13 protein-coding genes are annotated in these 21,582 nt (G+C 55.3%); 6 read left to right on the top strand and 7 right to left on the bottom strand.

From position 1 onward, the window contains the following. Positions 1-172: 172 nt before the first annotated feature. On the bottom strand, positions 173-3,184 hold the full coding sequence (locus tag SH573x_RS19395) for a glycoside hydrolase family 38 N-terminal domain-containing protein (RefSeq protein WP_479349370.1): 3,012 nt from the start codon (positions 3,182-3,184) through the stop codon (positions 173-175). Between the two features lie 467 nt (positions 3,185-3,651). On the opposite strand from SH573x_RS19395, the gene pilM reads away from it, so the two are divergent. From pilM to SH573x_RS19375, 4 genes are all read left to right on the top strand, one after another. Further along, a complete protein-coding gene (pilM, locus tag SH573x_RS19390) occupies positions 3,652-6,264 on the top strand; it encodes a pilus assembly protein PilM (protein ID WP_479349369.1) in 2,613 nt (870 codons plus the stop codon). 122 nt (positions 6,265-6,386) lie between these two features. Further along, on the top strand, positions 6,387-8,339 hold the full coding sequence (locus SH573x_RS19385; protein ID WP_479349368.1) for a hypothetical protein: 1,953 nt from the start codon (positions 6,387-6,389) through the stop codon (positions 8,337-8,339). Between the two features lie 254 nt (positions 8,340-8,593). Continuing rightward, on the top strand, positions 8,594-11,212 hold the full coding sequence (locus SH573x_RS19380) for a hypothetical protein (RefSeq protein WP_479349367.1): 2,619 nt from the start codon (positions 8,594-8,596) through the stop codon (positions 11,210-11,212). Between the two features lie 414 nt (positions 11,213-11,626). Continuing rightward, positions 11,627-12,400, top strand: coding sequence for a sensor histidine kinase (locus SH573x_RS19375; RefSeq protein ID WP_479349366.1), 774 nt, complete (start codon positions 11,627-11,629; stop codon positions 12,398-12,400). A 908-nt stretch (positions 12,401-13,308) separates the two neighbouring features. Here the strand turns inward: SH573x_RS19375 and SH573x_RS19370 are convergent. The 6 genes from SH573x_RS19370 to SH573x_RS19345 all read right to left on the bottom strand — a co-directional run bounded on the left by SH573x_RS19370 (position 13,309) and on the right by SH573x_RS19345 (position 19,813). After that, the gene (locus tag SH573x_RS19370) at positions 13,309-14,775 is read right to left on the bottom strand and encodes a c-type cytochrome domain-containing protein (RefSeq protein WP_479349365.1); all 1,467 of its coding nucleotides are present in this window, start codon (positions 14,773-14,775) and stop codon (positions 13,309-13,311) included. Between the two features lies 1 nt (position 14,776). Further along, positions 14,777-15,940, bottom strand: coding sequence for an ABC transporter permease (locus SH573x_RS19365; RefSeq protein WP_479349364.1), 1,164 nt, complete (start codon positions 15,938-15,940; stop codon positions 14,777-14,779). A gap of 49 nt (positions 15,941-15,989) precedes the next feature. Beyond that, positions 15,990-17,147: an ABC transporter permease gene (locus tag SH573x_RS19360; RefSeq protein WP_479349363.1), complete on the bottom strand. Its 1,158-nt coding sequence runs from the start codon at positions 17,145-17,147 to the stop codon at positions 15,990-15,992. Continuing rightward, a complete protein-coding gene (locus SH573x_RS19355) occupies positions 17,144-17,860 on the bottom strand; it encodes an ABC transporter ATP-binding protein (RefSeq protein WP_479349362.1) in 717 nt (238 codons plus the stop codon). Before SH573x_RS19355 ends, SH573x_RS19360 begins: the two co-directional genes overlap by 4 nt. Before the next feature lie 66 nt (positions 17,861-17,926). Continuing rightward, a complete protein-coding gene (locus tag SH573x_RS19350; protein WP_479349361.1) occupies positions 17,927-19,228 on the bottom strand; it encodes an efflux RND transporter periplasmic adaptor subunit in 1,302 nt (433 codons plus the stop codon). Positions 19,229-19,459: 231 nt separating this feature from the next. Next, a complete protein-coding gene (locus SH573x_RS19345; RefSeq protein WP_479349360.1) occupies positions 19,460-19,813 on the bottom strand; it encodes a response regulator in 354 nt (117 codons plus the stop codon). A 604-nt stretch (positions 19,814-20,417) separates the two neighbouring features. Here SH573x_RS19345 and SH573x_RS19340 point away from each other — a divergent pair. After that, the gene (locus SH573x_RS19340) at positions 20,418-20,711 is read left to right on the top strand and encodes a hypothetical protein (RefSeq protein WP_479349359.1); all 294 of its coding nucleotides are present in this window, start codon (positions 20,418-20,420) and stop codon (positions 20,709-20,711) included. 87 nt (positions 20,712-20,798) lie between these two features. Further along, positions 20,799-21,548 (top strand): hypothetical protein, encoded by a 750-nt coding sequence (locus SH573x_RS19335; RefSeq protein ID WP_479349358.1) that lies wholly within the window; start codon positions 20,799-20,801, stop codon positions 21,546-21,548. Positions 21,549-21,582 lie beyond the last annotated feature (34 nt).

Genomic DNA, 21,582 nt, shown 5'->3' with positions numbered 1-21,582 from the left:
ACCAGTGATCGAAAGCCTTGACGGCTTCCGCTACGACGGATCTTAACATGGTTACCAGGCTCCGCCTGGTAACCCCAAGCTTCGCAGGCTCCACCTGCGCATCTCATGGCACTGGAGGCGGAGCCTCCGAGGCATTGCGTTCCCAGGCAGAGCCTGGGAACGAGTAACAGCCCTAGCGCCACACCAAATCGACGAAGGTCATTTCATTGGGGCGCAGTGCGATGGTGGTCATATCGCCTTCGACAGTCAGTTTGGCGATGCGCCCGCCCAGGTAATCGACACGATGCGCATCGCTGACTTCACGCAGGGAACGAATGCGAGCCGTGACGCTCTTGCCGGTTAGCTCGGCCAGGTGAATTCTCAAGCCGGCCAAAAGACCTTGTTCGTCCACCAGGGGTGCTTCCAAATTCATTAGAATGGTCTTGGCATCGATGTGCATAAGCCAGGCCGCCGAGCACTCAGCAGGGTTGGTCAACAAACGCGCATTGGCATTCAGTGGTACGGCCATTGGTTGCAAGGCAAAGTGATCAGCCGTCACTGCAGCGCTGGGCAGATCGACACCGATACCAAAGCGATACTCGATCGCCGGTAGGTTTCCGCGCGTAAGAATGGTATCTAGAAAACGCTCATCGACGCGCTGATGAAAGGCCAGTCCAGCGGGCAATAAATAAATGCGATGTTCAACGTCATCGATCTCAATCAACTCAGCAGCCACGCATCTGCCGGAGGAAAAGGTCTGTCGCGATGATCCGGAGCGACTGGTCACAATGGCTGCTTCGCTCGGCCAGGCACTGCGCACCACGTAGGCGTTGTTCCACGGTGATCCACTCACCGCTTGCACTTGGCTCAGTCGCACAGTGATACCAATAACACGCTGACCACGCATCAATTCGTAATCGATTTCAAAGTTGGCAGTCGGTTGATTGCGCCAGAGGCAAACTCCTTGGGCGCGAATCAGCCCGCGCATCGTGCTGTTCTCGACTGTCTTGAGTTCGCGAATCTGCATTTGCGAATACTCGGTTGGCTGGCTACCCAGTTTTTCGCGCCGTGCTAGTTGCAGGCTGAAGCGATTCCCGCGTTTGCCAGGGATGTGTACGCTGCGCAGCGCGCCGGTACGCGCGTCGATCTGCGCTTCTAGAAAATCATTTTGCAATAGGCCGTCCGTCGGAACTAAAGTCGCTTCACGTTTGCGGCTGGCGCCTGAGTCGGATGACAATGGCACCGGCAGCACGCTGAAGCCTGGCATATCGATCATCGATAGGCTGGAATCTTGGCTAGGGCCGGTGGCGTACAGCCACGCAGCGCCTGGAGTAGGTGCTTTATTCTGCCGCATGGTGATCGGCAATCGCTGGGCAGCGCAGGCGGCATTGATCGTTAGTATTCCGGCCGGCTCATTTCCATCGTGCACTTGATAGCCCGAAGCTCTGGCAAACCGCCCGGCGATGTTTTGGGCTAATTGCGTTAAGGTCTGACTCAAGGTGTGCACGACTGCGGTGCCCGGAACCGCATCATCCATAAGCGCATCAATCTGTTCGATGGCACTATGCAATTGCGGGTCCAACTGCTCGAGCGACATGGCTTGCGGGCCCGGATCGGCATAGTTGGTAATTGGTTCGGCGTCGGGCTCCACAATTGGCTTCTGTGGCCGTCGATGGAAGTTCTCGAGTTGCCACGCTAGATTCACCACGTTCTGCAATCGTCGAGCTTCGTTGGCGAGTCGATAGTAGCTAGCCGTTACGTTGATCAACTGATCGCTGTCGGATCCGCTGGCTGCCAGGTAATCATGAATGAACTTGCGGGCTGGCAGATGCTCTTGATGATAAGGTTGATCGGTCTTGTCGAAGAAGTCGTCCACGTTTTGCCAGCGGCCCAGCGCGGGAGTGCGTTTGACAACGCGCAATAAGAGTTCGAAGAACGGAGAATATTGGTTGGGCCAGTGAGCCAACATGAAGACGGGCACGTGTTGGTGATCGAGAGCTTCAGCGATCCGTTTACCAAGTGTCAGGTAAGTGGCGGCACTTTTTGCATCAGCCAGTGGCGGAGCGATGGCATTCATGAATGTGCCTTCGCTGGCCTCCCATGAAAACTTGGCATGACTACCGCTGGGGTAATGTCCATCTTGCCACGCAACTAGCATGGAGCCCACGTAGCCGCTGCGTCGCAAGTGTAGAGGCATCTCGCTTGATTGACCAAACGAAAAGCGTGTGAACACGGTGGGTGGTTCAAATCCCAATTGACGATAGGCAATTCGACCGCGAGCCAAGTCACGTTTCAAACTGTCAAAGCTCATCAGCGGATGTGGTCGCTCGATATCCAATCCGCCAGCCAGCGCGGCGCGTCGATCCTTCAGCGCTTGTTGCATCGCGCTGGCCACTTCAGCATGCTGAGTCTGCATGCGGCGCAGCAAGCTGGCGCTAGCGACGAAGGTGGTTGGGAATTCTCGATTCAATTGCGCACTGACACTTGTTCCCAGTGTCGTTTCCGCCAGTAGTGTCACATCGAGCAAGCTGACATCCAACGAGTAATAGTGGTCGCGCTCTTGTCCCAGCTGATCGAAGCACGACTGCAGCAAGGTCTCGGCCTGTCCCTGATCGCCTGACAAAGCGGCTTGGGCGGCCTGGTCCAATTGCGAATTGAACAGCAGTTGATCGAGATTGCTCGTGTAACGCAGTTGCCGCGTTAGCAGTTGGATTTGCAGGTAAGCATAGCCCAGGGCTGCAAATTCCGTTTGCAGGCTCTCGTCGATCGGGCTGGTCATCTCCAGGCCGATCGTTCCGATGATTTGCAATTGCAGCTCGCGCCAGCTGGGGACAGGGCTGTTGGGGACAGGGCTGTTGGTGTTTGCCGCGGTTGAGCCACTGGAGTTTGCCTCCGTCGGTGGCGCATCGCTGGTGAAACTGACTAGCCAGCCGCCGCTGTTTTTGACGGTCGTCTTGAGGTCGCTCGGTAGCAGGGGCTGGGAGCAATCGGGCGCCAGGCACAGAATCCCATCGAAACTGTGCGGAGGCTGATTGGCCGATTGCCAGCGAGGAGCCACGTGGGTGGCGGCGAGCAACTGCGGGTGCCACAGGGCCAGCCAGGCGGTTAACACCTGGTTGGAATCTCCTTCAGGTAGGGATTCAGGAAAATCATCCAAACCAGAGCAGGGGATTAACAGCAAACATTCGCGTAGCGACTGCGTCATGAACAAATACTTTCTGATAACCCCCCGGAGCGGGTCCGAGCGGTGTTGGTCAGCGGCTGTTTCGAGGGGGTAAGAGTCGGTAAAACCGTCAGCATCCTTACCTCTCGGGTCGGTGGGAAGCGGCAAACTGTCGACGGCGGCGGCAGCTGGTGGCTGCCTAATAGCCTAAGTACTGGGAAAAATTGAATAAAGGGGCGGTGAAAATTTGACAGCGTACTGGTCAACTCGATACAGTAAATAGGTGAGGAAATCTACAGATTGACGTTCTGCTTTGTATTACTGTCTCGTCGCAACAAGGCGCGTCATCGAAAAAGCGAATGCCAGTGTATTCGACTTCCTCGAAGGTGTGAGCAGGCGGTAGCGGTCGCTACTGGGCTCCGAAGGGTTGTAGAGTCGCTTGCCCGGTCGAGGCTTAAGTTTCGATCCTTGTAGGGCTTACGTGATCAGCGGAAAGTGGAAAACCAGCCATGGCAAAAGTCGCGTCTGTGTGGGGCATCGAGATCGGTCAAAGTGCCCTCAAGGCACTGAAGTGCCGTGTCGATGGAGAGACCGTCGTCGCGGAAGCCTTCGACTATATCGAATATCCCAAGATCTTGTCGCAGCCCGAAGCCGAACCAGAGGTGCTGGTTCGTGAAGCCTTGGAGACCTTCATTGGACGAAACGATATTCGTCGCTGCAAGATCGGTATTAGCGTCCCCGGTCAAAACGGCTTAGCCAAGTTCTTCAAACCACCACCGGTTGAATTGAAGAAGATTCCTGATATCGTCAAATACGAAGCCAAGCAACAGATCCCGTTTGATCTGAACGACGTGATCTGGGATTACCAGCAAATGGCTGGCGCCAGCGTCGAAGATGGATTCGCGCTGGAGACGGAAATCGGTTTGTTCGCTATGAAGCGCGACGCGGTCTACCGCGCGATCAAACCACTGCAAGCTCAAGGCATCGAGATCGATCTGATCCAGTTGGCTCCCTTGAGCATCTACAACATGATCACGTTTGATCGCCTGGCCGATCCAGAGGCTGGCGAGATCTTCGATAGCGAACACCCGCCCAAGTCGACGGTCATCCTGGCCATGGGCACCGATGCGACCGACTTGATCATTACCAACGGTTACCGCGTTTGGCAACGCAATATGCCTTTGGGTGGCAATCACTTCACCCGACAGCTCACTAAAGACCTCAAGCTAACGTTCGCCAAAGCGGAACATCTCAAACGCAACGCCATGGAAGCGGAAGATCCCAAGTTGGTCTTCCAGGCGATGCGGCCGGTGTTCACGGACATGGTCAACGAAGTCCAACGTTCAGTTGGCTTCTTCCGCAGCTTGAATAAGAAGGCCGAGCTGTCATCGATCCTGATGCTGGGCAATACGACCAAGCTGCCGGGTTTGGCCAACTATCTGAACAAAAACCTGGGCATGGATGTCGAGATTCTCGACAAGTTCCAGAAGCTGGCCGGCGATGAAGTATTGATGGCACCGGCCTTCAAAGATCACCAGGCAGCCTTCGGGCCAGTCTACGGTTTGTGCTTGCAGATGTTGGGACTGGGTCCCGCGCACACCAATCTGGTGCCCAAGGAAATACTCAAGCAGCGCATGATTCGCGCCAAGAAGCCTTGGATCGTGGCCACAGCCGCAGCCCTGCTGCTTGGGTTTGTAATCAATCTGCTCTTCAAACACTCGCGCACCGACTACGTCAGTGAAACGAAGTGGGGACCGGCGATTACCAAAGCGGAGAATACCAAGAAGGAGAGCGACGCAGAGAAGTCGACCGACTCGGCCAAAATGGCCACGGTTACACTGCTGACCAAAATTGGAGAAGAAGTTGCCGGCAATGGCGATCGACGTATCCTGTGGATGGAACTGCTGTACTCGCTCTTCCAAGGCTTGGGACGTGGCGAAGCGGCCAGCCAGGCACAGCCCACACCTGATGAGTTGCCATACTACAAGCGCGAAGACATCCATATTACGCGGTTGGACTGTCGCTACTACGAAGACATCGCGACTTACCAAAGCGCCAATGTCCTGGCGGCATACGAAGAAGATAAACGAACTCGCGAGAACTTGCTGGGCATCAAGAAGAGTGAAGGCGAGGGCGAGTCAGGCGAGTCAACGGATGCGGCCGCAGCCCCAGCCGAACCAGCCGCAGATGCACCTGCTGAAGATAGCGGCTCAACCGAAGGTGGTAGCGGCACCGGCGCGGGCTGGGTCATCCAAATCAATGGTTATCACTACCATAACGAACCACCAGAGCGAGCTGACAAGACCAAAGATACTTCCGTCAATTATCGAGCTACCTTTGACGAAGGCGAAGACTTCGTTCTCAAACGTTTCATCCACGAGATTGAAACAGGCAAAGTCAAACTGCCTCTGGTTACCGGGCAACCGCAGCTAGATGCCAATGGCAAACCCGTGCCACCTCAGATGGCCGAATTCACTTTCGCGGAATTGGGACTCTCCAAACCGTTCGTCGTTAGCGGTCGCATGACGCTGAGCCATGAAATCGCCAATGTCGAGTACATCAAGCTCACCAACCCCAATCTTCTATCAGGAGGCATGGGTGGCATGGGTGGTGGCTACGGAGGCATGGGCGGCATGGGTGGCATGGGTGGCATGGGTGGCATGGGTGGCTACGGTGGCGGCGATGATTCCGCTGGTGGCATGATGGGCAGCGGTGGCGGCATGAAAGGCATGGGCGGCGGGATGATGGGCTCCGGCGGCGGCATGATGGGCTCCGGGGGCGGCATGATGGGTGGCGCCGGTGGCATGATGGGTGGCGCCGGTGGCATGATGGGCGGCGCCGGTGGCATGATGGGTGGTGGAGGAGCAGGGATGGGACCTCAAATGGATATCAATGGCAAACCCATTGACCCCAATATGCCCAAGACTTTCCAAGCACCCAAATACTCCTTCAAGATTCAAATGATCTGGCAAGAGAATCCACTGAGCAAACGCTTAGAGGCTCAGGCCAAAGCTGCGGCAGAAGCCAAAGCCAAAGAAGCTGAACAACAACCAACCGAAGGTGGCGAAGCACCGACGGAAAACGTAGCAGCTGACCCAGCAGGTGCTGCCGTCAATCGCTAAGCCGAGGGCGTTAGCCCCGGTTCCTGCACTGGGGGCATTAGCCCCGGTCACTAAGCCGAGGGCGTTAGCCCCGGTTGCCGAAGCTCAATCAGTTCACCAACGCACGTCAAACGAGGATCGCCATGGACCAAGTCAAGAAAATAATGGAAGGTGCCAAACAGAATGCATTCTGGATTGTCTCCGGCTTGACCATCGTCTTGGGAATTGTGGGCTACTGGCTTTCGAAAACCAGTATGGACAAAGTGTTTGCTGATCAATCCACCAAGATTGACGGCCAATACTCGGCGCTGAACACCATTCGTAGTGAGGTGACCAAGCATCCCAATGCCAAGAGTCATGAGCAAATGGACAAAATCATCAACAAGCTGGTTGATGATGTTGAAGCAGCTTGGGTGAAGCAGTACGAGCGACAAGTGCCGCTGATGCAATGGCCCAATCCGGCACTTAGCGAGCGCTTCATTAAAAAAGTCGAGAAGTACCGTCCGATCGAATTGACGCTTGAGTATCCGCTCGAAAAACAACCGCTCATTACTTCTGACTTGAATCAGTATGACACGTACTTCGTCGAGCAGTTTCCACGCTTGGCTTCCATCATTGGTTGCAAATGGGTTGGTGTTCGCCCGGTGGCCGGGCAAGGCATGGGCATGATGGGTGGCATGGGTGGCTACAACCAAATGCCAGGCGGGGGCGACAGCGAAGGAGGCGGTAGTGGCATGAAGGGTATGGGCGGCATGATGGGCGGCATGATGGGGCCCGGTATGGGTGGCGGCATGGGTGGCAACCAGAACATGGTTGGTACCTACGGACCGGACGGTCGCTTGATCAAACCAGACTTGGTTGTTTGGCCGGCCGCAGTGCAGACTCAAGTGATGGCTGACGTGCAGACATGGCGAACCAAACTACCTTCGACCCATGACATCTTGTACACGCAAGAAAATATTTGGATTCTCGAAGGCCTGCTAAATATCATCGCCAAAGCCAACTACGGTGCAGTCGCCAATTTCCAGTGCAATGTCAAAAGCATCGAATTCTTGCGCATCGGACGCAGCGCCGTAACTCGGGCTGGTTCAGTTGACCCCGTCATGCCGCCCGGAGGCGGCGGTGGTATGGGTATGGGCTCGATGGGATCATCCGGCATGATGGATACAGCCGAAGGCGGTGAAAGCGCAGGTGAAGACTCAGGTGCGATGATGGGGTCCAGCGCTGGAATGATGGCTGGTGAAGGTGGGGAAGATCGCGGCGGCGAAGACATGACCGGCGGCGCTGTGCAAACGCCCGATCCAGCTAACGGTCGGTATGTTGACTCAGCTTTCAAACCACTCACCGGTGACGATCTTCGCACCAGGATGAAAAGTGAATCGCCCGAAGATGCTTATTTCGCGGTGGCTAAACGAGTACCCGTTCGCATGCGCCTGATCGTTGACCAGCGTAGATTGCAAGCTCTGCTGGCCGAATGTGGCAACGCTGACCTCATGTTTGAAATTCGCCAAGTGCGCATCGGCGATACCCTGCCTGCCCCCGCTGGCGGAACCGGCGGCGGAATGGGCATGGGAGGTATGAGCGGTATGATGAGCGGCATGTCCGGTGCAATGGGCGGCGGTGACCGAGGAGATTCAGAAGGCATGGGCGGCGGTATGGGAATGATGGGTGGCAGTGGTATGGGTGGCATGACAGCCGCCGCAACCATCCCCACCAAAAACTGGGACCTGCCCGTTGAGATCTACGGCGTTGTCTACCTGTTCAACCCTCCAGACAAAAACAAACTGGGATTGAACAAAGTCACCGAAGACACAGAAGTGACTGACAAAGTTGAGGTGGCAGCCGACCAGGTACCAGCCGCGGCCACGCCTGCCGATGGCGCGGCAGCCCCAGTTGATCCCGCAGCCGCCACATCCGGTCAACCAACCGACGGAGTTCCCGCGGCTGGCGCCGGCCAAGTACCTGATGGCCAAGTACCTAACGGCCAGGTACCTAACGGCCAGGTACCCAATGGCCAAGTACCCAATGGCCAAGTACCCAATGGCCAAGTACCCACGCCAGCGGGCGGCAATGCAGGAGTGGCTCCGGCCCAATAGATTGACTAGTATGACTGAGCCGTGGGCGTTAGCCCCGGTTAACCTAAACCGTGGGCGTTAGCCCCGGTTATTGAAACTAAACCAAGGGCGTTAGCCCCGGTTGAAAGATACTGCCTCAAATTCAGAAGATTGACCCCGATCGATGACGCGATGTGCTAGCTTGACGACCTCTGCAAGGTAGCACGCCTGCCGATTGCCTGGCAATCAGCAGCAACTTATCACCGGCCACGGAACAGATAGTTAGGGAGCGGAAAATGTTTGGCAAGAAAAGCTCGTCGGGTGCACCTAAGAGCAAGCCTAAAAAATCGGTCAAACAAGGGCCGAAGGTCAACTTCTTTGCGGCGCATGCAGAAAAACTAGTGCTGGGTTTGGTGGTTGGAGCGCTAGCCTTCCTGGTCTACGACGGACTGGGCGGCAAGACCTTCGATAAAGGCAAGCAGCCCAAGCAGCTTGAGGATCAAGCAACACAATTGATCAGCAACATCAAGAGCAACGATCCTTGGTCGGAAATTTCCAAAGAGCGTTTGATTACTCACGACTACACACCCAAGACCGACGCGGCCCGTGTGCCTACTAATCCGGATCTGTATCCCGCGCGCGATTGGGAGCCCACGCGTGGAAGTGCCAACATCAAACGCGGCGACCCAACTCTATTGCCACCGGCGAAAATTATTGGTCAAAGCATTGTCGGGTTGATTGCTGTTGAAGCACCCGAAGGTTATGTCGATCCGTTTGAAGACTTCATGGACGCTCCACACCTGAAGACAAAAGGCAAAAGTGATACGCAGCAAAACACTCGTGGCCGCGGTGGCAAATCGAGTGGTGACGACAGCACCGGCAGCGGCGGTGCACCTGGCATGGGTGGACCCGGCATGGGTGGACCAGGAATGGGCGGCGCCCAAGGTGCCAAGCGCTACTTCCCCCAAAAATACAATCGCGGCTTTTCCCTAGGCGGCGGTATGGGCGGCATGGGAGGCAGCATGGGTGGTATGGGCGGAATGATGGGCGGCATGGGCGGAATGATGGGCGGCGGAGAAATGGAAGGTTCCGGCGGCGGTGGTGGGATGATGGGCGGTACTGGCGGCATGATGGGCGGCACCGGTTCGACCGGAGGCAGTCTGGGTGGGCCTCCGAATACCAACAAGCCAAAGAAATACAAAGCTGAATTCAAGATGTTCAACGCGGTGACGGCACTTGTCCCACACGATGACATGCTCAATGAATTCAATGCCAAGCTACGTGAAAGCGCCAGCTATAACCCCATGCGCGATCGTCCAATTTATCTCGACTTCGAAGTCCAAAGGGCCGAAGTCAAATCGGCTGACCAACCTATCGATGAGGCCAGCTGGAAGACTTGTACTTCCGCTCTAGACCAACTGAAGATGGCCAAGAATTGGGTCAAAGTACCTATTCCTGAAGTCATTGATCCGGCCAGCTACGATCAGGCACTCACCATGCCGATTCCTCCGCTATTGATGCAAGATTATCGTAAATTTGCCAAACACCCCGATATCGATTGGATCTGGGATGCAGGTTTGTCCCAAGTGCAACTGCAAATGCAGATGCAGGAACAAGCCAAAGATGCAGCCAAACAGCAGGATGATGCGATGGATCAGTACCTGCCTGGCGAACGACCAGGTGGCATGGGTGGAGGTATGGGCGGCATGATGGGCGGCAGCGGCATGACCGGTGGTGGCATGATGGGCGGCAGCGGCATGACCGGTGGTGGCATGATGGGCAGCGGCATGACCGGCGGTGGCATGATGGGCAGCGGTATGACCGGTGGGTCCATGGGTGGCATGGGCGGCAAAATGGGCGGTAGCATGGGAGGCGGCTACGGCGGCGGCGACATGGAGGGCGGCGGCGGTAGCATGATGGGTGGTATGGGCGGAATGATGGGTGGTATGGGCGGCATGATGGGCGGTCAAAGCATGATCCCCGTCAAGTACAAGATGATCCGCTTCTACGATAAAGTAGAAGGCAAAGATATCGGCAAGACTTTCAAATACCGTATCCGGGTAAAGATGGAAGATGTCAACTATCCGAGCGATAGGTTGTATCCAGCCCCTCCACTAACCGACATGGAAACCAAAGTTTTCGAACGCGTCGCCAAATTGCACGCGGAAGAAGATCCTAAAGCCGAAGCAGTACGCCGCGAGAATCTCAAACGAGTACCCGTCCGCGGAGTCTTGCCCCCTGAGAAAATCTTCAATCGCCAGAAATTGTGGACCGATTGGAGTAAACCAAGCAACGGTGTGTATGTACGTGGGATTGACGATGTGTACGTCAATAAGATGGGCAGACAATCGGCCAATCCTGAAGTAGAAGCCGTGATGGTGCGAGTTGATTACACCAAGGGTGCCTATGTGCCCATGTATATCTTCAATGAAGACAAAGAAGAATTGAAGAAGTTGGAAGAAGAACTGGATGAAAAGCCCTCGACCGCCGGGCAGGCCAACAAGATTCCAGCTTTCAAGCGCGGTGCGGTGATGATTCTAGATAAATTCACCACACACTTCGCTCATCCAATCACCAACCTCATCAAGCGCTGGACAGGCTACGAGTTCAAGGAATTTGGTAGCAACCTGGGCATGAACGTGGTAGTGGATGTGCGCGGCGGCAATACGTTGCTGGGCAACAGCAAAGACGATCCGCTGAGCGATAACGTCGAAATGATGATGATGATGAGCGACGGCCGCATCGAAGTCTCCAACGAGTTTGATGATGCCTTCAACTATCGAGGCTTTACCTTGGCCGACGAACGCGAAGCGGCTGAGAAAGGTACGTCGGCTCAAGGCGGCTACGGCGGTGGCATGGGCGGCGGTGGTATGGGCGGAGGGGGCATGATGGGTTCCAGTTCCGGCGGCCGCTAAACCAAAGGCAACAGCCCAGTTCCTACTAAACCGAGGGCGTAAGCCCCGGTTCCTACTCAAACGTAACGCAACCGAGGCTAACGCCTACGGCTTAGTTTCGGTTTCTAATCAAACGTTACGCAACCGAGGCTAACGCCTACGGTTTAGGCGGGTTCCTAATCAGACGCTGTGCTGCCGAGGTTAACGCATACGGCTCGGTATGTGAAAATTTACCGGCTGCGTAGTCTTGCCAAATTCAACAAGTGGCGGTCTGCCGTCAAGGTGTAGCATGAGGCATTTGAGGCTTGACACCCACTGGACCATCTAGTGTTCAGTCTGGCCGCGCGATAGTCCGATACGCACTTAGACGGCGATCGAGCTTACGATTGGCAATGGGCTCGAAGCCAGTGTTTATTGGCTCAAGAAGCAAACGGTATGACCTTGACCGAGCAAGAGATTGAAGACCTGCGCCGACAACTGGCTGCACTAAAAACGCAACTCGAACTCTCTCAGCGAATGGCCACTATTGGTGAGCTTGCTAGCACTACCACACATGAATTTAACAATCTGCTGACGACGATTATCAACTACGCCAAACTTGGTTTGCGGCACAAAGATGAACCGACCCGCGATAAGGCTTTGCAAAAGATCAATGACGCGGCCACCCGTGCAACCAAAGTAGCTAGCAGTGTGCTGGCTATGGCTCGCAGTCGAACAGGCGCGTTTGAGCCAGTGAATTTAGGGTCGGTGCTCGAAGATACGCTGTCGCTTATCGGACGCGAATTTCAAAAACATCGCATCCTGCTGGAAACCGAAGTCGCTTCCGATCTACCGTTGGTGCTCGGCTCGAGCACTCAATTGCAACGCGTGTTGGTGAACCTGTTGGTCAATGCCAGGCAAGCGACCAAGCCTGGTGGGATGGTGCGTGTTCGCTTGGAGCACGATGCACCGACCAATGAAATCGTCTTGCAGGTTCGCGATAGCGGATCGGGAATATCGCCCGAACTATTGCCCAAGATCTTTGACCCCTACTTCACCACCAAAGAAGGTCCTGACGCGAGTGGTCAAGGTGGAACGGGCATTGGCTTGTCCAGCTGCAAGCAAATCATTGATGCACACAGTGGTCGCATCCGAGTCGATAGTGGCCTGGGCAAAGGCACCGCCTTCACCATCCGCCTGCCCGTGCATTCTCAATCCCGCGCTGCCTAGTCGAAAGTTGTAGAGCGGCTGTCCCCAGCCGCTCCGCACCCGGCAAGTCGCTCGCCTGTAACGCTGGTCAGTTGGTCGGAAGAATCATGGGTTAGAGGGTGCTGAGCAGCTGAGGACAGCTGCTCTACGGCAAGTCGCTCGCCCTGTAACGCTGGTCCAGTGGTCGGAAGAATCATGGGTTAGAGGGTGCTGAGCAGCTGAGGACAGCTGCTCTACGGCAAGTCGCTCGGCTGTAACGCTGGTCCAGTGGTCGGAAGAATCATGGGTTAGAGGGTGCTGAGCAGCTGAGGACAGCTGCTCTACGGCAAGTCGCTCGCCTGTAACGCTGGTCAGTTGGTCGGAAGAATCATGGGTTAGAGGGTTCCGAGCAGCTGAGGACAGCTGCTCTACGGCAAGTCGCTCGCCTGTAACGCTGGTCAGTTGGTCGGAAGAATCATGGGTTAGAGGGTGCTGAGCAGCTGAGGACAGCTGCTCTACGGCAAGTCGCTCGGCTGTAACGCTGGTCCAGTGGTCGGAAGAATTATGGGTTAGAGGGTTCCGAGCAGCTGAGGACAGCTGCTCTACGGCAAGTCGCTCGGCTGTAACGCTGGTCCAGTGGTCGGAAGAATTATGGGTTAGAGGGTTCCGAGCAGCTGAGGACAGCTGCTCTACGGCAAGTCGCTCGGCTGTAACGCTGGTCCAGTGGTCGGAAGAATTATGGGTTAGAGGGTTCCGAGCAGCTGAGGACAGCTGCTCTACGGCAAGTCGCTCGCCTGTAACGCTGGTCAGTTGGTCGGAAGAATCATGGGTTAGAGGGTGCTGAGCAGCTGAGGACAGCTGCTCTACGGCAAGTCGCTCGCCTGTCACGCTGGTCCAGTGGTCGGAAGAATCATCGGTTAGAAGGTCCCGAGCAGCTGAGGATAGCTCTTCTACGGCTTGGCCGTAAACGAAACAGCGGCTTGCTCAGAGTTGCGTTTCCACAAATAGACGTGGCCAGCTTCCGAGCCAGCGGCTAGCCAGCCGTTGTCGAGGTCGAGCGACAGTAGCCAATGGCCTCGTTTGGAATCATACGTGGTCGACGATTTCCAACTGACGACGGTCTTCTGTTTGGGCTTACCCGCCTCATCTTGTCCGTCGTCGACTTTTTTGCGCTCGACTGTGTAACTGCGAATACGCCCAGCATCTGCCAAGTGAATGGTTTCATCGTCAGTGACCATACCTTCCAGAAACCGCACGCGTGTATCAGTCTGAGTGATCGTTCGATCGCTGTCATCTCCCGACCATAGCCGCAATTGGCCAGTTTCGTCCAAGGAAACAGGATTCGAACCGATAAAAGCCACGCCTCCAACAGCTCGCTCATGTCGATCGTAGTTAGCGATGAGATCCAGTTGAGGAGCGCGATAGATCTTGGCAGTACGATCGCGCGAACTGGTCATTAGCTGCTGACCATCCTCAGACCAGGCCACACCTAAAATGGCATCGGCATGTGGCGTTAAGGTTCGCACAGCTGATTCCGGGGAATCCGATGCAATTGCTGCCAGGTCAACTAACATGAGCGAGCCATCGCCCTGCGCGATCACCAACAAATTGGAGTTAGGCGCAAAGGCCAGATCGCCGGCCAGATCGTGATGGCTATGAGACCATGTCGGTTGTGCGGGCAACTGGCCGAGCTCAAAGACTTCGACGAACCCCTGTTTTCCCGGAGAGCCACTGGCGACTGCTAACCGCTGGCGGTCATGGCTTAGCGCTAGGGACGCGACGTGCGCACCCGAGACGCTTTGCCGCGCGGTTAGCTGGCTTGAGCCGTCTGGCTCAACTTGCCACAACAAGACTTCTCCATAGCCGCTGGTCCAAACGCGAGGCTGATCGGCGGAATTGGCATCGATGGCAATGGCTGTAATCGGCAGCGACGACGGATAATGGTCCGGGGGGTTCGCCCTTGTGGCTGAGTATGCAAAACTGATAAGCGGGGCTACTTCAATGCTTGAGTCGACTTTAGCGCCCTGATCGATCCAGGTTCTCAACAGCTGTATTTCATCAGCGGTAAGCCGAGGACCTTCAGGTGGCATTCGCTCATCGGCATTCTCCGTCGTAACTCGGCGGAACAATTCACTCTGTTGCGGTTCGCCTGGAGTTAATGGCAGTTGGCCTGAGTCACCGGGTGTGCGCAGTCTAGTCAGTGTGTCGACGCGATAGTCGCCAGATTGTTTTCGGGGACCGTGACAGGTCACACATCGTTGTTGCAATACGCCCGCCAGCAGAGCAACTTGGCGATTGGATTCTTGGTCAGCGGAGGCAATATCTTGTGCCCCCAGTCTGCCGCCAATCGTTATCGCCCAGGTAATGCCGACTAGCGCTCCGACGCGAGCAACCAACTTCGTGGCAGTTAAGCACATTTCAACTCTGTCGCAAGGCGTTGACGACGTTCATGCGAATGGCACGTACGGCAGGAAACAGTCCGCCCAGCAATCCCATGGCCAGCGCCATGGCTACGCCACGAATGAAGATCCAAGGACCAAATTGAAACGAGAACGTCAGCTCGCTAAAAGTTGCAAAATTCGACGAGCCGGCCGTAATTCCGTTAAAGGGTAACGTCAGCAAGCAACCAATGACTCCACCCATCAAGCAAAGTAAAATTGATTCGAGCACAAACGACATGAGGATGCTCATTCTGCCAAAGCCAATGGCTCGCAGCGTGCCAATTTCGCGAGCGCGGTTAGCTACCGCTGCGTACATCGTATTGGCAGCCGCAAACATGGCCCCCAGCGTCAAGAAGCCGCCGATGATATAGCCAATCGCTTTGATCAGGATCGACGATGATGTCTGTTCTTCGTAGTATTTGACTTCATCGACCGGTTTTAACTTAAACCGTTCGTCATCGCGTAGCGTGGTCGTTAGTTGGTCTTTGGCATCTTCATCCACTGCGCGGAGATTGACAATGGAGATTGAGCCTGGCGTGCGGCGGGCGGTATTCAAATCGTCAATCGCTGTCCAAACTTCGGACTCCGACGCACTGCCATCAGCTTCAAAGTGGCCTACCACCGTAAAATCGACTTTGTTGATTTCAAACTTGTCGCCCACGGCCAGGTTCTGAAAGCGCCCAGCCATCGCGGGGCTGGTAATAACCTCGTTGACACCGGTGTTGAAGTCTCGGCCTGCGACGATCTTGAAGTCTGGTCGCAATTGTCGCGAAGCAGGTTCGATACCACGCACGATAACATTGACCGTGCCTCCGTCACCTTGGCGAGGTTTGGTCAAGATGGTTACGAACTCAGCTGCGCATAACGGCGCATTATCTTTGTCCTTAGCGATACCAGGCAAGTTTAAGATCTCGCGAGCCACGCGCTCTTCGACATTGCTGCCTGTTTCGTTGTCGGCCCCTTTTCGCAAGACAACTAAGTCCAGCGGGTCACCCGAGATGCGCAGTGAATGCTCCAGGCCATCCGCTAATCCGAAGAGCAAGACGGTCACCATCACCACGACCGAAGTGGCCACGACGGTCATCAGCGTGGTTACCCAACGCACCCGCAGGTTGCGCACATTGTATTTGATGGGAATCATTCGTCGATCTATTTCAGTTGTTTAGTGTATGTAGCCAAATCGCGATTGATCAACCAACCCGGCGGAGGCCATCGACAACCGATAGCTGTGCAGCGCGAATGGCTGGAATCAATCCGCTTACCAACCCGATCCCGGCGGCAGTTAGTAGCAGAGCTATGATCCATACTCCAACTAGTTCGGAAACCGACAAGGGAATCAGCTGAATCGACGCACGATGCAAGACTTCAAACAAACCGCAACCCAAGGCGATCCCGACTGCTCCGCCGATAGTGGCAATGATGACCGATTCGCCCACGATCATAAGTAGTACTCGCAGCTTGGAGAAACCAATCGCTTTCAGCACGGCAATCTCGGTGGTACGTTCGCGCATCGACATGGCCATGGCATTGCCGGCCACCAGCGACAACGCAAAGACAACGGCCAGGGCGATCCATTGAATGATCTTTTGAATGTCACCCACCATATCGGTGAACATCTTGGCAAAGGCGGCTTCGGTCTGAGTGCGAGTTGGATTCTGCGAACTGGCGAATTTATCATCGATCGACTTGCTGACTGCAGCCATGTCTGCGCCTTCGACCTTGGCCCAAATCGTACCGGAGTTGGCACCTTCTTGAGGAGCGATCTGGCGCACGACTTCATCCATGTATTCCCAGTCGAACAGCAACATGTCGGTGTTCTGCGGGCCTTCGAAGGTGCCCTTGAGCGTCAGCTCCAGAGGCGGGATAGGCATGAAGGTGCTCTGCAGTGGAATCGATTCGCCGATCTTCCAACCGTAGCGGTCAGCCAAATGTTTGTCGGCTACGCAGCCTTGCCGATCCGACTGCCAGTCAGCCAGTTGATCGGGAGCAATCTTCAATTCTTCCCAGACGTTGAACACATGTTTCGGATCGGTAGCAAACTGTGCGAAGGGCATTTTTTCCGTCTTGTAGTCTGCACCAAACCAGGAGTATTGCACGGCATCTTTAATGCCTTCGACCGATCGAACGCGATCGACGTACGCGATCGGTACTTGACCGGCAAACCCTTGAATGTTCATGACCACGATGCGATTGAATTGCACCGACTGGGCTGCCCAGGCCCCTTGCATGGTGATGTAGCCATACAGAATTGTCATGAGCGCCAGGCTGAAGGCAATCGACAAGATGGTCAGGGTCGAACGCAATTTGTTGCGCGTGATATTGCGCCAGATATAGACCAAGGATTTCATGCGCTGGCTCCCTGCACTGTGGTTCGCGTGTCAGAAACTAAAACGCCCTTTTCCAGATGTAGTTGCCGTTTGGAACGAGCAGCCGCATTGGGATCGTGGGTCACCATGATGATCGTTTTGTGAAATTCTTCGTTCAAGCGCCGCATCAATTCGAGGATCTCCGATCCACTTTTGGCATCCAAGTCGCCGGTCGGTTCGTCGGCTACGATCAATGTCGGATCGGTCGCAATCGCGCGTGCGATCGAAACACGTTGTTCCTGACCGCCCGACAACTGCCGCGGATAATGGTCCATGCGGTCATCCAAGCCGACGACACTCAAGGCCGCTTTGACGTGGTCATCGCGTTCGCGTCGCGACAGATGTGTCAGCGTCAGCGGCAATTCGACATTTTCATAAGCAGTCAGAACTGGAATCAGATTGTAAAGCTGGAAGATGAAGCCGATGTGGCGCGAACGCCACTTGGCCAGTTGGCTTTCCGAAGTAGCACCCAGGTCCTGGCCACAAACGATGACTTTGCCTGAGGTGGGTTTATCCAGACCGGCAATTAAGTTCAGCAACGTCGATTTGCCCGATCCCGACGGTCCCATCAGCGACATATATTCGCCCTGGTACAGTTCCAGGTTTAGTCCGCTCAGAACGGGAATGCGGATCTCTTCGCGTCTGAATTCTTTGGTCAGATCGCGAATCGAAACGATAGCTTCTGAAGGTGACAAAGTATCAAGCTCCTGGTGAAGGATCGATTCAAAGCTTCGGTGTGAGTTGGTCGAACCGAGTGCGGGCTATTCGACAACTTTCACCGCTTGATCGGCATATAATTCTGGCGGTTTGGACACAATGCGTTCGTTGCCATCGAGTCCACTGAGGATCTCGACGCGACCGTCTTTGGAATTGCCTACCGTAACGGTCTTGGGCTGAACGTGGTTGGCTTTGTCGACGATCCATACACGTTTGTCGTCGTCGACTTCGACAACCGCATCGGCTGCGCAGAACATGCGCGGCTGGGGATTGACATCGGCAGTTTCGTCAGCGGCCGGCAGGAAGTATACCGTAGCGCTCATCTCCGGGAACAACCGTTGATCGACGTCCACGATAGCGACTTTGACTTTTATAGTCGCGCGGGCGCGGTCTCCCATTGGAATGATCTTTCTCACTACTCCGCGATACCGTTTGCCGGGAACTGCGTCCACAGCGACTTCAGCCGCCTGGTCTGGCAGGATCCGGCTGATGTAATCTTCTTTGACATCGCATTCGACTTCCAAGTGCTCGAGGTCCGCGATGGTTACCGCCGAGCCACGACCCGAGGCTTCACCCATTCCGCCCGGCAAGATTGATTCGCCCACTTCCGCATCTTTGGAGATCACCGTGCCGTCGAAGGGAGCGCGAATGAACATGTTCTCTTTCAGCTGCTGTGCTTCCCTCAGCCGGGCCTCGGCTAGTTGAACATCAGCTTTCATTGACTCCAGCCGCGCAGTTGCGCTTTCGAATTGATAACGAGCTTGATCGAGCTCAGATTCCGAAATGCCGCGCGAGGGCAATAACTCGCGCATGCGTTCAAATTCGCGCTTGTTTTGCGCGATCAGTATCCGCTGCTCGTCGTAATTCGCTTTCGCTCGGGATACACTGGCGGCCGTCGCAGCCAGTGAGGCATCCAAGTCGGCATGCTCGAGCACCGCCAAAATTTCGTCCTTCTTGACACGACTGCCTTCTTCGACATTGACCACTTCAATGCGTCCAGGAGCGCGGGCCCCGATCTTGGCCTGTCTGCGTGACTCAAGATAGCCCGTGGCCACAACTGTAGCATCGGCCGAGCGTCCCTTTTCGATGACCGCTCGTATCACCCGGACTTCGGGCCGCGATTTGATCGCATCGGGCAGCGAGATCCACTTCTCCAGTTGCACCGAACTGTTATTGGAGAGGCCTCCCAAAAAGAGTGCCCAGTATCCGCCTCCACCCATTAGCAGCAGCAGTACTAGCCAAACCATTCGCTTGAGCCACGGAGATCGGCGGCGCGGAGGCGGCGCGGAGCGATCAATTCGCAAAGTGGCCAGCGGGTCGCGTGGCGGTGAAGCCGATGCAGACATAAATATTCTTAGCAATAGACGTTGCAGAATGCAGACACAGAAGGGGCCTCTATGATACCACAACGTACATTCGAGCGAGGAATTTTTTATGTGCCCGTAGCGGAAGCCGTCAAGGCTTTCGTGCTCAGCCTGCCCTACGTCGGGGAACGTTCGAATGCCTTGACGGCGTGCGCTACCTTTCGATGTTCGAAAGCCTTGACGGCTTCCGCTACCTGTCGATCTGCTTGTCGATCAGCGAGGCATGAGCTGCCGAACCTTTCTGCCCAACGTCGCCGATGAAAACGGTTTGGCCAGAAAGTTTGCGTGGTCGCTCGCGACGCCTAGCTCGCCTAACGCTTCGTCTGAATACCCGCTGATATACAACACTTGCAAACCTGGCTGTAACTGGTTGGCAAGTTCTGCTAGCTCCGGTCCGCGCAAAGTAGGCAAAACAACATCTACGATCAATAGGTCGAGGTTCCCCTGCCGCGTTCGCAGCAGTGCCAGCGCTTGCTCCGCGTCAGCCGCAGCCAGCACGCGATAACCTTGCAGCTCCAAGGTCAAGCAAACAACTTTACGAACTTCCTCCTCATCCTCGACGACCATTATGGTCTCAAACCTATCCACACTCCCTGTTGATCCCAACGGGGTTGAACTCACCATTTGCTCCAAACACATATTATCGCAACCCTCCCTTCGTAGGTGGGGTTTTTGTGAAATTACCGCTCAAGTGGAGTAGTATACTGGAAATTTGCAGTAGGCGACAAGCTGTCCGAGGGGGTAATTCCCAAAGACCTCGTGCCCAGGCACTGCGGGTGGCACTGGCAGCAATGCCAGTGCCACCCTGTAGCCGAAGTCGCCAGACTTTGGACGCGTTTCCGATCGACGTCCAATCTCTGGCGAGATCGGCTACAAAGGGCTATGCGCAGCATTGCCAGTGCATGGAAGCTACAAAGACCGATTATCAAACGCTTCGTTGCGAGCACTGGCAATGCTGCGAATAGCCAGTGCCACCCAGAACCCTTAAAGCCATGCAATGCCACACTTTAAAAGCTGGACGATCTCCTTTGAGATGCGCAGGCGGAGCCTGCGAGGCAATGGGTTACCAGGCAAGAGCCTGGTAACCAGAGGCTGCCAGGTAACCAGCTTTGTGGTATCCTATAGTGATTGCAGTAGTCGAGTTCTTAGGTTGTTTTTGGCGGATTGCCGAATGTTTGCACGAGTATCACAAATTGCCTTGGCGACGGCGGGATGGGTCTGGCTGACCGGTATATCTCTGGCGTGTCCAAACTGCAAAGATGGATTTCTCGAGAACGGTCAAACGGGTTTGAATCTGGCGCGCGGCTTCGAATTGAGCATCTATTTGATGCTCGGCGCTCCACTGCTAATTGTTACGACCTTGGCCACCGTCTTCTACTTTCAAATCAAGCGGGCTAAACAGTCGGGTCAGTATCCGGATGCCGCAGAGGTGATTGCACAAGCGGAAGCTCGCCTGCAATCCTAAAGGGATGCGTTACTTCGGGTGCATCTGCAACTTTAGTGCTACGTAAGAGTCCGTTACTTAACATCTTCAACCGCGAGCGGAAACGGAATGACGCTATCTGCCAAAGTTCTTCGATGGTCCTTGGGCTTGTTTGTCGTGAATGCAGGGGTGGTAGTAATCGTCTCCGGGCTGACGCGCGCCGGCGATGAACCGCAAGTGGTCGAAAAGCTCGATGTCGAAGTACCCGTAACGCTCAGCGACCCACCCAGCTTGCCGCAAGTCAATCAAACCAATTCAGCCACGGGCGCTGGGGCGGAAGCAAATTTACTTGGCGATGGCCAGCCTGAATTAAAGACGCCTGCGATTCCGACCATTCCGCCCAGCCTGGGTGCTACCGAAGCCGAGCGAAAGGCCGTTGGAGCCAATTCCGCTGGCAACCAAATGGTGCTGGACGAAATCTTGCAAGCGATTCGAAGCGGCGACCAAAGCCTGGAAGTACCGCCACTAAATTACCCACCTCTCAACACGTCATCTACAGTTTCGATCGATGGTGCGGGTTCGGCGCTAGCTGCCAGCGACTTAGGGCTGCAACATGTTAGCAAGCGAATTGCATCCCTCAAACAATTAACGCTCGCCGCTGATGCCTTAGTCCGTGACGCGCAAGCACTAGCCAGCGCGGGCCAGAGGGCAGAGGCTCGCGCGGTATTAGTACACGTTAATGCCCTACGCTCGATGATCGCTGCGTTGGCTAGCCAACGGTCATCGATTGAACAAGTCGCTCCTTCGGCATCACAGCCCCTTGACGTAGACCCAAATGCACCGACCTTGGATACACTGCCCGCTTCGCCCGGGGCTTAATGTGGTCTTTGAGATGCCTCCACACGAAATGGGA

It is taken from the genome of Rania fehmarnensis (genome assembly GCF_056494185.1).
The sequence above is the reverse complement of the archived record's forward strand: the minus strand, read 5'-3'. Positions and strand labels throughout refer to the sequence as shown.

Coding starts and splice junctions, on each gene's coding strand:
- SH573x_RS19395 (WP_479349370.1), bottom strand. CDS start 3,184: ATGACGCAGTCGCTACGCGAATGTTTGCTGTTAATCCCCTGCTCTGGT.
- pilM (WP_479349369.1), top strand. CDS start 3,652: ATGGCAAAAGTCGCGTCTGTGTGGGGCATCGAGATCGGTCAAAGTGCC.
- SH573x_RS19385 (WP_479349368.1), top strand. CDS start 6,387: ATGGACCAAGTCAAGAAAATAATGGAAGGTGCCAAACAGAATGCATTC.
- SH573x_RS19380 (WP_479349367.1), top strand. CDS start 8,594: ATGTTTGGCAAGAAAAGCTCGTCGGGTGCACCTAAGAGCAAGCCTAAA.
- SH573x_RS19375 (WP_479349366.1), top strand. CDS start 11,627: ATGACCTTGACCGAGCAAGAGATTGAAGACCTGCGCCGACAACTGGCT.
- SH573x_RS19370 (WP_479349365.1), bottom strand. CDS start 14,775: ATGTGCTTAACTGCCACGAAGTTGGTTGCTCGCGTCGGAGCGCTAGTC.
- SH573x_RS19365 (WP_479349364.1), bottom strand. CDS start 15,940: ATGATTCCCATCAAATACAATGTGCGCAACCTGCGGGTGCGTTGGGTA.
- SH573x_RS19360 (WP_479349363.1), bottom strand. CDS start 17,147: ATGAAATCCTTGGTCTATATCTGGCGCAATATCACGCGCAACAAATTG.
- SH573x_RS19350 (WP_479349361.1), bottom strand. CDS start 19,228: ATGTCTGCATCGGCTTCACCGCCACGCGACCCGCTGGCCACTTTGCGA.
- SH573x_RS19345 (WP_479349360.1), bottom strand. CDS start 19,813: ATGGTCGTCGAGGATGAGGAGGAAGTTCGTAAAGTTGTTTGCTTGACC.
- SH573x_RS19340 (WP_479349359.1), top strand. CDS start 20,418: ATGTTTGCACGAGTATCACAAATTGCCTTGGCGACGGCGGGATGGGTC.
- SH573x_RS19335 (WP_479349358.1), top strand. CDS start 20,799: ATGACGCTATCTGCCAAAGTTCTTCGATGGTCCTTGGGCTTGTTTGTC.